Source organism: Tenacibaculum sp. SDUM215027 (genome assembly GCF_050566205.1).
Taxonomy (GTDB): Bacteria; Bacteroidota; Bacteroidia; order Flavobacteriales; family Flavobacteriaceae; genus Polaribacter.
In genome coordinates, this window is the sequence record NZ_JBNXUE010000003.1 from 188,677 (window position 1) to 201,200 (window position 12,524).

Here is a 12,524-nt window from a genome sequence, read left to right on the forward strand (position 1 = left end):
GTATTAAATTAAACACCCAAAAATACACTTTTAAAACAAAGACCCCCTAAAAAATAGGGGTTAAATTAATTTAAAGCTAATTTTAAGTAAAAACACCCTGAAAAATTTTGCCCTTTAACAAAAAATACTCAATTTTGCCCCATAATTAACTCGAAAACAACACAAAAATAAAAATCATGAGTAAATCAAAATTAGAATACATTTGGTTAGATGGTCATGAACCAACTCAAAACATGCGTAGTAAAACTAAAGTAGAAGATGACTTTAGTGGTAAATTAGAAGACTGCTCTATTTGGTCTTTTGACGGAAGTTCTACAGAACAAGCTTCTGGAGGTGCTTCTGATTGTTTACTAAAGCCTGTTGCTATTTACCCTGACCCTACTAGAAAAAATGGATTCTTAGTAATGTCTGAAGTTTTAAATGCTGACGGCACTCCGCATGCATCAAATGCACGTGCTAAAATTGATGATAACGATAATGATTTTTGGTTTGGTTTTGAGCAAGAGTATTTCTTAATGGATGCCAAAACTGATTTACCTTTAGGATTCCCACGTGGTGGATTCCCTGGACCTCAAGGAAAATATTATTGTTCTGTAGGTGGAAGATACACTTGGGGAAGAGATTTCGTTGAAGAGCATGCTGACTTATGTATTGAGGCTGGTTTAAACTTTGAAGGAATTAACCAAGAGGTAGCTCCTGGACAATGGGAATTCCAATTATTTGCTAAAGGTGCTAAAAAAGCTGGTGATGAAATTTGGGTTGCTCGTTATTTATTAGACCGTTTAACTGAAAAGTATGGTTACTATATTGAATACCACCCAAAACCAGTAAAAGGAGATTGGAATGGTTCTGGTATGCACGCAAACTTCTCTAACACTGTTTTAAGAACTTGTGGTTCTCAAGAGACTTATGAGAAAATTTGTGAAGCATTTAGACCTGTTACTGATGAGCACATGGATGTATACGGAGCTAACAACGATGAACGTTTAACTGGTTTACATGAAACTGCTCATGTATCTGACTTTAGTTATGGAATTTCTGATAGAGGTGCTTCAATCCGTATTCCTATTATTACCGTAGAAAAAGGATGGAAAGGTTGGTTAGAAGACAGAAGACCTGCTTCAAACGCTGATCCTTATAAAGTAGCTGGTAGAATTATAGAAACTGTAAAAGGTGCCAACATATAATTAACAAACACAACAACACAACTAAAAAAAGCCGCTAATAGCGGCTTTTTTTTAGTTTAAAACTAATAATTCGTTTTTACGAAATTGTCAGATATATAAAAGTTGCATACGTTGCTAATAAAATAATTCCATCTCTCCATCCTAAACGCATTCCTTTTGGAAAGAAAACTAAAGGTAGTATAGCAAATGAAACACCTAACATCCAATAAATATCGTTATCTATTAAACTATACGCATCTGGCTTTACTTCTACAGGAGTAATCATTGCAGTAATACCCAAAACAGCTAAAATATTAAATACGTTAGAACCTATTAAGTTCCCTAGCGAAATTGCTTTTTCTTTCTTTAATACTGCAATAATTGATGCTGCTAACTCAGGAACACTTGTTCCTACCGATACTACTGTCACACCAATTATAGCGTCACTAACTCCTAAATTCTCTGCTAAAGTTACCGAACCATTAATTAATAATTCTGAACCACCCCATAAACCAACTCCTCCAATTGCTAAAAACAGTGCTATTTTATATAACGGTAATTCTTCATCGTCTTCTGGCATTTCATCAACAACAGCTTGTTTTTGAAAACGTAGTAAATAAATTAAAAATACTATTAGCATTCCAAATAAAATAGCACCTTCATAAAATTGAATTATTTTATCGTTCGCTATAAAAAAGTACAGTATTACGGAAGCAATCATCATTACCGGCCAATCAGTTTTATAGAAACTTTTTTCTACATCAATTGATGATAGTATTACTGTTATACCCAATACCAAAGCTAAGTTTGCAATATTAGAACCAATAACATTCCCTACTGCCAAGCCTGTTGCTCCATCTAAAGCTGATTTTACACTTACTATTAATTCTGGTGCTGATGTAGCAAACGACACTACTGTCATACCTATTACTATTTTTGGTATATGTAGCTTAAGTGATAAACCTACCGCTGCTTTTAAAAGCCAATTTCCACCTAAAACTAACAATGCTAAACCAATAATAATGTACAGAATGCTCATAAAATATTTTTTGGGCGAAGATAAGGTTTTTACGAAGCAAAAATTAAAACAAATTCAAGTACTAGACTCTATATTTTTTAACAAGTTTACTTCTTTAACCTCTTACGTTTTGAACTATAGATTCTAAAACCTGTTATTAACAAAAGTAAAGGAACAAGTCCTGAAATAAACACCAAAACTCTACCAAACACTCCCACTATTTCTCCAATATGTATTGGATAAAACTGTGCTGAAATTCGATTACTATTTGTGTCTGTTTCAAATTGTGACAAGGTTCTTAACTGACCTTGTTGATTCATTTCCATTTCTTTTGTTTTTCTAAATCCTGCTTTAATAAATCGATCTTTTATGTATCTAAGTCTATAAACACCTGTACTGTCTTTTGGAAAGTAAACAGCTCTTAAAGCATATGAATTATCAGGCTCCAGCATTGCTTTTTTTAATGAAAAAACATCTTCAAACTCTTTATTCTCTTTATAAACTTCTGTTTTGTTAGAATCATCAAATACTGATAAAAATGATTTGTATGTTTTATAATAAGTGAAATAAGCCCCTGTAAATGCCATTACAAAAAGCGGAATTAAAAAGTAAATCCCAAACACTTTATGTAGGTTGAAGTTAAATCTTTTCTTCTTGGGCTTCCATTTCATTGTAAACCCTTTTGATAAGTTATTTTTATAAGCTTTCCACCAAATATAAAAACCTGTGGTTAATAAAAAGAAGCAAAACAACAAGGAGCTTGTTCCTATAATATATTTACCAATTTTAGGAATCCCTAAAGTGCGATGTAAACTCAGAAGTGAATCAAAGAAATATATGGATTTAGATTTTTCTCCTAAAAAAACTTTCGTTTTCGGGTGGTAGTAAAACGTTTTTCCATTAATATATTCTATTGCAGTAGTTTGCTGTTCTCGATATGGTAAATAAACTCTATGTATTTTTTCTTTGCTTTGCTCTATTAAAGAATAAGCTGAATTTAAAAGTTCTTCTTGAGGTATACTTGAAAAACCTTCAACCTCTAATAGCTCAGGATTAAATAATGTAGTTATTTCTGGCTGCCAAACATACAGCGCTCCTGTAAGCCCTGAAAAAGAAGCTATGATTCCACAACTGAGCCCTAACCATAGATGTATTTTCCAAACTATTTTATGTACTTGTTGCAATTGATGTATTAAATTTATGAAACCCAGAAATTATAAATAAGTTCTGGGTTTTAATTTTTGCAAATGTAAGTTGCTCTTTTATACTTTAAAAATTATAAAGCACACTTAATTTAGCATTTGTTCCTTCACCTGTTCCTGTAAAAGTTCTCAAAGGTGCTGCCCATTGTGATCTTGCAGGTAAATAGTATTCGTTTAACAAATTATTTACTGCTAATGAAACTGATATGTTTTCTTGTAATTTATAATTCATAGACCAGTTAAGTAAGGTATAGCCTTCTACTGGAAACTGCGTATGCCTAAAAGTATAATTATCGTTTGCATCTAAATATGGATTAAAACGATTTCTATCTCCTAAATTAGTCATTCGTAAAGAGGTACTAATTTTTTCTGTTGGAATCCAAGTTACATAGGCTGTTAATTTTGGTGCAGCAATTACATCACCCCCTAAATAAGTTAGGCTATTTTCATCTCCTACATCATGAGTTACACCTTCAACATAAGAATATGAGGTTCCTAATTTTAATTTATTTTCAAAAGCAGTATAATCTATTGCTATTTCTCCTCCATAAATATTCTGTGGTTTTTTAGAAGGCACAAAAGAATTAATATTTTCATCAAAAGTAACTCCTGTTCCTAAGTTAGAAACACTGTAATATCCCACAGCTTCTAATCTAAAGTTATTGAACTTAGATAAAAACCCAAATTCATAGTTTTTTGTTACTGCTGGTTCTAATTGAATATCTTCAACATTATCTGCTTTTGCTGAGCGTAAAACAGAACCTAAATCAGCAATTGAAAAACCTTGAGAGTAACTTACATAAGGAATAAACTCTTGGTGTTTTATATATCTTACACCTGCATTAAACGCTAAATTATCAAATCCTAGTTTACCACCTTCTACTGCTACTGAAGGATTAAAATTACCATCACCTAAAGGTGAATATGGTAACGTATTATAATCATCTATTGTAAGATTCATATCGTCATATCTTAACCCTGCTTTTAAAACCCATTCATCATTAAATTTCACTGTAGATTGTATGTATTGTGCCCAACTAAACATATCAATATTAGGTACCCATAATCTACCATCTAACAACCCTTGATTGGTTTTATCTTTTAATAAATCTAAACCATACGTTAATGAAATTTCTGTTGATTCATTAGGAGTTAGAGTTGTATTAAAGTTAGGTCTTACCCCATATTTTTCTGCATTAATAACTGACTGACCTCCGTTTTCAAATTTATCTGAATAAAAGAATACGTTTTTGGTTTTTTGATAATATACATCAGCAGTAAAGTCTGTTGTACCGTCAAAAATAGTATTTAAATCATATTTTAAGTTTCCATTATAAAGTTTAGCACCTGTAGGCTCTTGTCCTTCAATAGATCCTTCAACCCCATAACCAGGAATCAACGTATAATCTCCATTTTCGTTATATACTTCAAAAGATCCTGGAACTGGTATAAATGGTGTATCTTGTAAAGAGTTGTATAAATTCCCTCCAATACTTATTTTTTGTCTATCAGATATTTGATATTCTAATTTAGCTAAAGCAGTATAAATTCTTGTATTGTCTAATCCATAAGTAGGTAGTATAACTTTACCATCAGCATCATACTTGTTCCCTGTTTTTTCATAACTACCACTCACGTAATAGTTAAGCTTATCTATATTTCCACGTAGTGACTGATACGCTCCAAACCCAAAAGCATCTTTAGTTTTTGCCAAATTAGAAGTTCCCCAAATATTGGTAGTACCTTCAATATTTTTACTTGCATTTGGTTTTTTAGTAATATAATTAATGAAACCTCCATTTCCTCCATTTCCAAAAATAGAAGTTGCTCCTTTTATAACTTCTACTCGACTGATATCATTTGGACTTACAGATTTAATTCCTAATTGACCATTACGTAAAGGTGTAGATTGCGGAACACCATCAATCATTACCAAAAGAGAGCGCCCACGTAATGTTTGCCCCCAGTTAGAAAACGTTCCTGTAGTTACTGCTAAACCAGGTACCGTAAACTCTAATATTTCACTAATATTGGTGGTAGCATTAGATAACTCTGCTAATTGTTTTTGGTTAACAACAGTTATTGATGCTGGTATCTCTGAAAGATATTCTGAACGTCTACTAGCTGAAATAACTACTTCACTTAAATTTTCTGTATCTTCTTTTAATATTTGTAAAATCTCTACAGTACTATTTTGAGTAAATTTTATTTCTTTTGTTTCTGTCTGGAATCCTACCATGCTAAAAGTGACCTTTAAGGTTCCTTCTTTTATATCAGTTAGGATAAAACCTCCGTTTTCATCAGAAGTTGTGCCTTTTTGAAGTTCAGAAACAAGAACATTTACCCCATAAATTGGTTCTCCTTTTTCATCCTTTATTTTCCCTTTAAAACTAGACTGAGCTGATACTCCGAGGGTTAAAAATAAAGCTGCTACTATTGTATAAAATTTCATTATATTTATTTAGATTTACTTTAAATTGCAAATATATCTCCTATCAAAATAGCAGCAAACATTTATTAAGAAAAACTTATTTTTTTCTTTTAGAAGAAATGAAACGCCTTAAAAACATTTGTTTAAAGACATATTTTCCTTTGCTTTTACAATCCTGCAAAAAAAAGCCCTTTAAAACCTTACTAAAACAACCATAAAATACATTTTATGCTTTCATTTTAAAACGTAAACGTAGATTATTATATTAATATTTAAAACTAAAAGCATGTTTTTTTATTTAAATCAAAATTCAATCCAATTAAATCGTATTCAAAAATTTGGTTGTAATATTTCCTTTATCATATATTGAAAAAACAATTCCGGAATTCATTATTATTTACTAACTAAAAACACTTAAACCTAACATGATTGTACTTGCTTTAAAACTAATTCTTATAACTATTAAAATTGCTAACTTATTACTGGAATTTATCTTTTAAAAGATTAAACTAATTAAAACCTATACTTTTCATTTTAAGTCAAGTAAAGTTTGGATTTTCTCATCATAACAAATTATTTTTCGTTATTTTTGATAGTAGAATCAACTACTAATGAAAAAAAGTTTTTTTAAGTTTTTAGCCAAACTAAACAAAGTTCTACTACCTTCCTTTACAAAAAAGGAATTGGATATATCTAAAGCATCAAAATTTCAATTGGCTATTATTGGATGGCGTGCTTATGTTACAATAAATTCGTTGGATTAAAATTTACCATTATGAACATGCATATTAAAGTTTTCTCAGGATCTCAAATCTTTGCGAACAGGTTAAGTCAATTACTTGATGAAATTGAAATTCCGTATTTAGTTAAAGATAATAAAGAAGCTGGAAGAGTGGCTGGCTTTGGAACTTTAGGCAATTCTATTGACGTATACATCTATGAATCAGACCTTGAAAAAGCTCAAAGCACTATCGACGATTTTAAACAAGAAATAGAAGCTGACAAATAATTGAAAAAGCTTGAAAAAAAATTATTTTTTTGCTTTAGAATTTAAAAAACATTCTTATATTTGCACCCGCAAAAAGGCCTCGTAGCATAACTGAATAGTGCACTTGATTACGGCTCAAGAGGTTGCAGGTTTGAATCCTGCCGAGGTCACAAAAGCAAACAAAAACCCACTGATAATCAGTGGGTTTCTTTTTTAAGGGTAAGTATAGTGTTAAGTTTATTGCTTTTCTCTAAAATATAAGTCTTTAAAATAAAATTGTTGCTTTTTCTTCAACTACAACAATCTCTTACTTACTTTTTTAGAAACTAAATACAAAAGAAGTAAGGAACGAACTGCTTCTAGCCATTCAAAATACTTTTTTATATAAAAAAGTACTATAAATTAAGATTTTACATATATTAGCGTTAATAAGTATTATAATGATACTTAGAATTATCCCCCGAAATAAATCAGTTAAAATATGGCACACTTATCAATTTACTCTAAGAATTCCTTTTTCTTGATTTATTTCTAGTATGATTCTAGTATCTAATTTAATTTAACTATTAGTATTAGCTAGTTTAGGCTACAAATTATTGATTATTATATTTACTCTAGTATTAATTTTAAATAGAGTAATTATGAAAAAAGTAACTTTGATTTTAGCTGTAGTATTTTCTACATTTTTATTAACTAGTTGTACTGATGAGTCTAATGAACTAGAAGAATTAAACAATGAAAAATTGGAAGTTTTTGCAGTTGACAAAACTAAAATCAAAAGACCAGGCAGTCAAGGGTCATAATCCTGAAACAAAATTTATTCTTAGGATATTTGGAAGTCTTTTAGTTGCTTTGTCTGGTTTTATTTTATTTATTGATAAAGTAACTAAAGGTTTTCATCTTGAAAACAACTTTGGTTATGATGATACTGAGACTTTTATATGGGTAATATCACAAACCTTATCCCCCTTAATACTTATAACCGCTTCTGTATTTAAACCTTATAAAACATCATATTTAATTCCTATCTACATATATGCAATCCAATTATATTGGGTGTTTGAATCAAACGCATTACTTGATAATGGATACCTCCACATATATGCTACTGGCTTTTGTTTAAGTTTTTTACTCTTATCTTATGTAGTCTTTAAAATCAACTCTCTTAAGAACAAAAGAAAAATAGAAAATGAAAATTTTCAAAAAGACGTAACAGAAACAATTGAATTATTAAAGAAAGATATTTTAACAAATGTAGAATAAACAAATTGAAATGGATACTAAAACTGAAAGAGCAAAAGAAATTAGAACACTAATAGAGAACAACACAATTGATAAAATCGCAGCTTTAAACCTATTACAAGAGCTAATTAACACACAAGATATTTCTATTTCTGAAATAGATGTTTACCTACATGAAATAGACAATTTAAAAAAGATTAAGTTAATCAAAAACGATATTAATAATAATATAATTGAACTAGAAGATAATAACAATCAAATTATAGACTTCTTGAGCTTAAATAATGATGATTTTAAAAAGCTTAAACAATTTGGTTATAAATTACTATAACAAGAAAGTTAATCTAGATTATCCAATCTATTTTTAAGAACTTCTTTTAAAGTCTTATTTCGTTCATCAGTTCTTAGGGATTTAACCCATAAATAAAAATTCTCATACTTCATCAGTTCTTTTTCATGTAAGAGAATTTTTTCAATAACATCTAACGCCTCTTTTTCTGAAATACTTCTAAGCTCAGAATTAGAGTCAACATTATTCTCTTTAAATATTTTTTTGAAAATTGGGATTTTAGATTTGGGTACTACTCCACTATTTTCATAATTATAAATTGTATTCTTACTCAAACCTACTAGCTCTCCTAGTTCCTCTTGAGATAAACCTAACTTCTTTCTTAATACTTTTAAATCTGAACCGTTCATTAATTAGTAGCAAGTTAAAAACAACTTTTCTGGCTTTTAAAAAAAAATCATAAAATTGTGATTAAAATTTTTGTAAATCACAAAATTGTGATTATATTTACACAGTGATATATTTCAAATATAGGTAATTTATAAGGATTCCCTATAAAAATTAGTAGGCAATAATAGAAAATAAATATTTAAACCGTAAAAGATAAAAAACAGAAAAATAACTCTCTGAGACTAAATAACTCTATTTAAAACTAATACTACCTATGTTGTTAAGTCAAAGAATTTAAAAATTTGAAAGCGGGACTTTTCTTTTGTATTAAAAAGAAAATTTTCTAGTCGGGGGCGACTAGGTTTTTTGAAGTTTGTGAAGGGGCTTCTTTAAACCAAAAAATCGCTTTTTTCCCCTTAAGCGGTATCAACCCAAGTATTAAATACTTGGGTTGTTTTTTTTAGTTAAGTGACACTACATTTATGCTCTTAGTTTTTAAATAATCACAAAATATTTATCAAAATGTAAGTAGACGGATTTTCCACACTTTTTTCTTTTGATTATAGCTATGCAATGTTAAAAACACCTTTTCTTCCTTTCCATTTATTAATAGACCATTATTCTCTTTAAAGTTTTTCCCTAGAAAACTATAATAATCCTCTTGCGTTAACTCGTCTATAGGCTTTTTTAATTCAACTGAAAACATAGTACTATTAAACAAACTAGTCCCCATAAGCTCTTTGCTATAACAATATAGTTTATTACTATTTGAGTCTTCTATATATAAATAGTCATATATACTCATAAAAAAAGGCTTTGGCTTTTTTTCTAACCTTAACCCTTTTGCCGTATTTATAATTGTATTAACCCCATTATTTATCTTAATTCGTAATTCTTCATTAAAATATATATTTCCAACAGAATCTTTTATATGATAAGAAGGGTTCAAATCTTTATTATAGAGACTTTCCCATATACAAAGTAGTAGAGTACTAAAAAAATATAAATTATACTCAGGGTTTGATTTACTTAAACCATCTATTCTTAAAACTACGGATGGATTGATAAGTTTCTCTATTTGTTTATCTATATTCTTTTTCATCTATTGCAGTTTTTTTTTGGAGTATCAACATAATGAATAGTTAAGACTAAACACTAACTACAAATAACTACTCCAAGATTTTTGCCCTTTCTGTATTTCTTTTTCAGGGTATTGTTTGTTGTACTTTTTATATTGACTTCCAAAAAACACAGGCACATTTTCAGCAGGAGTTGTATCAAAATCGTTGATAATAGTTGTTCCTAAAGTATATAATTGTCTTAAGTTAGGCATATCTTTAACAAACTTAATAGATGCTAAATTTTTACAATCTAAAAATTTTAAAACCTCTAATCCTTTCAATTCACCAATTGGATTAAAACTTTGTAGTTTCCAACAAATATCAAATTCTAAATATTTTAACTTTTGTAAAGTTGTTATATCTGAAATGTCAGTTAAACTTCTAACCCCACCAAAAGACACACACTTTAAATTGGTTAAAGTTTCAATTCCTTTTAAAGACTTTATTTTTGCTGTTTTAAAACTTAAGGTTTTTAAACTTGTCAATGAACTTAATTTAGTTAAGTCTTTTTCATCGTAATCTGAAATAGTTAAGTGTTGTAAATTAGTTTTGTTTAATGCTTCAATATTTATGATTTTTTTCTTTGAATAGACTTGAAGATGCAATGAATAAAGTGATTTTGGTAATTTCTTACAATCTAAAATAAAATCAGTGTCTTTGTATAAGGAAATAACTAATCCTTCTAAACATGATAACTTATAAATAAATGAGTTGTCTTTATTTCCTCCATATTTATTTCCAATATCTAAATTTTTAACTGTTTTAAATTTTTCTATAAACTCTTTTAAAAACTTATTCTCAAATTTACCAGAAAGTCTGACAGTATATTTGTTTTTCAAAAAATCAGGATTTATATTTTCTAAATCCGAATCTGGTTTAACCATTAAATATGGAGAGTGTTTAAAGCCTGATAAATACATAGTTTAAAAAGTTATTGGGTCAAATTTTGTTGGTAAATTATATTTTTTTGCAATTTCTAATGCTTTTTCATTAAATAATTCTTTTCCAGCATCAGTGTTTAATTTAAATCTACCACCAACTGGATTTACTTTGTTTAAAAGTTTATGTAGTTCACTACTTCCTTTTTTAGTTATATCTCCACCATATTTTTCTAAAATTATAAATTGTTCGTACATCTCTCGTTCAAGCTTTGTAGAGCCTTTCATTTTATGAATTACAGAGCCGCTCTCTACAACGTTATGCAGTAATTTACCTCGTTTAGGATTAAAGTGCTGAATGAAACGCTGAAACACATTACCTGATTGTCCTACATACCCTTGTATATCGTCTCCATTTTTTACAATTAAATCGTACACTCCTTTTGCTTCATCTGCTTTTGTTATCTTTTTTAGAGTTTTTGCTTTTTTTACAATTTTTGTTGCAGTTGCAGCTGTTCCAAAAAAAGGAATCATAGCTGCAAAACTTAAGGCAGCATCAGCATAGTTTCCTCTAGCAAGTGATATAACTCCATTAATACAATCTGCTACTTCTCCAACAGCTGGAATCATACCAACAATATCTAAAGCAGTTTGCGTTGCATCCATCCATTTATCCCAAGTCGTCGGTCCTCCTTCTTTTTCTCCATCATATTCATTAATGGTTTCCCATTGTAGGGGCTGAGAACTTGGTATAATTGAATTATTCCTAAATTCGGGGTTATCTATATATTGTTTATCAGGTGGGTTTAATTCTCCAAAGTCTACGTCTGGAAAAGCTATTTTAGCTTCAGCTAAAGTCCCCTCAAAAGTTCCATTAGAGTTTTTATAATACCAAACCTCTTCACCTCTCGAAGTTACTTCTTGTTTAAACTGATTAACTACGATTGTACCTCTTTCAGTTACTGTTGCAGCTGTATTGTATTTAATCTGTGCAATACTTTCACCAACATTAACAAACTCATGTTTTACTTGCATTAATGAAGTTCCTTCTTCATTAACTTTAACAATGTTTGTTCCTTTTTTTTGGTCTTTTATTTCTCTGTCAATATCTTGAACAGGGATAGTAGTTTCTTTTTCTACTTTACCTTTATAAATAACTTGAAATTTATTTTCACTCATTTTATTCTATCTATAATGTTTTGAACTTGTTTATTTTATATTCTAAACACTTTATTTAAATAAATTGTTGAAGAATCGTTTCATTTTATTTTCATTTGTCTTTTTATATTTTCCTCTAGCAAGTAAAATAACATTGTCTATACATTCAGAAAACACATCTTCTCTTCTGTTTAAACTTAGTTCATCTAATGCTTTTTCCACAGCACTGCCCCACTCACTCCAAGAAATAGGTTTATTTGTAAATTCATTACTCTCATAGTTGTTGTTATTTTCCCATTTTAAAGGTTTTACAACATTAAAACTAGACTGAATTAATGAGAGATTTAATTTGTCAAAATCAACTTTTTCAAAAGCACTTTTTGCTTCTTTTATACCTCCTTCAAGAATTGCTGTATCATTGCTAAAATAGAATACTTCGTTTCCTCTTGAGGATATTTCTTGCTTAAATTGACTAACTATAAGAGTTCCTTTTTCCGAAACCTTTACCGAAGTATTATATTTTACCTGTGCTAATGTTTCCCCTATATTAATAAATTCATGTTTGATTTGATTTAAAACAGTTTTATTGTCATTAATGTGAATGATATTTGTTTCTTTTTTATTTTCTGATACTTTCATAG

General features: G+C 29.3%; 13 protein-coding genes and 1 tRNA gene. 6 read left to right on the plus strand and 8 right to left on the minus strand.

Annotation, left to right across the window (positions count from 1 at the left end; genetic code table 11):
• The first annotated feature begins 176 nt into the window (after nt 1–176).
• A complete protein-coding gene (locus ACQYZ7_RS09010; protein WP_430729420.1) occupies nt 177–1,187 on the plus strand; it encodes a glutamine synthetase beta-grasp domain-containing protein in 1,011 nt (336 codons plus the stop codon).
• Between the two features lie 76 nt (nt 1,188–1,263).
• Here ACQYZ7_RS09010 and ACQYZ7_RS09015 read toward each other — a convergent pair whose 3' ends face one another.
• From ACQYZ7_RS09015 to ACQYZ7_RS09025, 3 genes are all read right to left on the minus strand, one after another.
• The gene (locus ACQYZ7_RS09015) at nt 1,264–2,205 is read right to left on the minus strand and encodes a calcium/sodium antiporter (RefSeq protein WP_430729421.1); all 942 of its coding nucleotides are present in this window, start codon (nt 2,203–2,205) and stop codon (nt 1,264–1,266) included.
• 86 nt (nt 2,206–2,291) lie between these two features.
• Complete coding sequence (locus ACQYZ7_RS09020) at nt 2,292–3,368, minus strand: PepSY-associated TM helix domain-containing protein (RefSeq protein ID WP_430729422.1); 1,077 nt, start codon at nt 3,366–3,368, stop codon at nt 2,292–2,294.
• Nucleotides 3,369–3,453: 85 nt separating this feature from the next.
• Nucleotides 3,454–5,838: a TonB-dependent receptor gene (locus tag ACQYZ7_RS09025; RefSeq protein ID WP_430729423.1), complete on the minus strand. Its 2,385-nt coding sequence runs from the start codon at nt 5,836–5,838 to the stop codon at nt 3,454–3,456.
• A gap of 590 nt (nt 5,839–6,428) precedes the next feature.
• Between ACQYZ7_RS09025 and ACQYZ7_RS09030 the strand changes: the two genes are divergently transcribed.
• The 5 genes from ACQYZ7_RS09030 (at nt 6,429) to ACQYZ7_RS09050 (ending at nt 8,378) form a co-directional block, all read left to right on the plus strand.
• On the plus strand, nt 6,429–6,581 hold the full coding sequence (locus ACQYZ7_RS09030) for an SsrA-binding protein (protein WP_430729424.1): 153 nt from the start codon (nt 6,429–6,431) through the stop codon (nt 6,579–6,581).
• Nucleotides 6,582–6,592: 11 nt separating this feature from the next.
• Nucleotides 6,593–6,826 (plus strand): putative signal transducing protein, encoded by a 234-nt coding sequence (locus ACQYZ7_RS09035; protein ID WP_430729425.1) that lies wholly within the window; start codon nt 6,593–6,595, stop codon nt 6,824–6,826.
• 75 nt (nt 6,827–6,901) lie between these two features.
• Nucleotides 6,902–6,975, plus strand: a tRNA-Arg gene (locus ACQYZ7_RS09040).
• A gap of 565 nt (nt 6,976–7,540) precedes the next feature.
• Nucleotides 7,541–8,068 carry a hypothetical protein gene (locus ACQYZ7_RS09045; protein ID WP_430729426.1) on the plus strand — a complete coding sequence of 176 codons (528 nt, stop codon included), beginning with the start codon at nt 7,541–7,543 and terminating at the stop codon, nt 8,066–8,068.
• 10 nt (nt 8,069–8,078) lie between these two features.
• A complete protein-coding gene (locus ACQYZ7_RS09050; protein ID WP_430729427.1) occupies nt 8,079–8,378 on the plus strand; it encodes a hypothetical protein in 300 nt (99 codons plus the stop codon).
• Between the two features lie 8 nt (nt 8,379–8,386).
• On the opposite strand, the gene ACQYZ7_RS09055 is transcribed toward ACQYZ7_RS09050, so the two are convergent.
• The 5 genes from ACQYZ7_RS09055 to ACQYZ7_RS09075 all read right to left on the minus strand — a co-directional run bounded on the left by ACQYZ7_RS09055 (nt 8,387) and on the right by ACQYZ7_RS09075 (nt 12,522).
• On the minus strand, nt 8,387–8,746 hold the full coding sequence (locus tag ACQYZ7_RS09055) for a helix-turn-helix domain-containing protein (RefSeq protein WP_430729428.1): 360 nt from the start codon (nt 8,744–8,746) through the stop codon (nt 8,387–8,389).
• Between the two features lie 497 nt (nt 8,747–9,243).
• A complete protein-coding gene (locus tag ACQYZ7_RS09060; protein WP_430729429.1) occupies nt 9,244–9,828 on the minus strand; it encodes a hypothetical protein in 585 nt (194 codons plus the stop codon).
• 57 nt (nt 9,829–9,885) lie between these two features.
• Nucleotides 9,886–10,767 carry a hypothetical protein gene (locus tag ACQYZ7_RS09065; protein ID WP_430729430.1) on the minus strand — a complete coding sequence of 294 codons (882 nt, stop codon included), beginning with the start codon at nt 10,765–10,767 and terminating at the stop codon, nt 9,886–9,888.
• 3 nt (nt 10,768–10,770) lie between these two features.
• On the minus strand, nt 10,771–11,904 hold the full coding sequence (locus tag ACQYZ7_RS09070) for a hypothetical protein (protein WP_430729431.1): 1,134 nt from the start codon (nt 11,902–11,904) through the stop codon (nt 10,771–10,773).
• 51 nt (nt 11,905–11,955) lie between these two features.
• Nucleotides 11,956–12,522: a hypothetical protein gene (locus ACQYZ7_RS09075; protein ID WP_430729432.1), complete on the minus strand. Its 567-nt coding sequence runs from the start codon at nt 12,520–12,522 to the stop codon at nt 11,956–11,958.
• Nucleotides 12,523–12,524 lie beyond the last annotated feature (2 nt).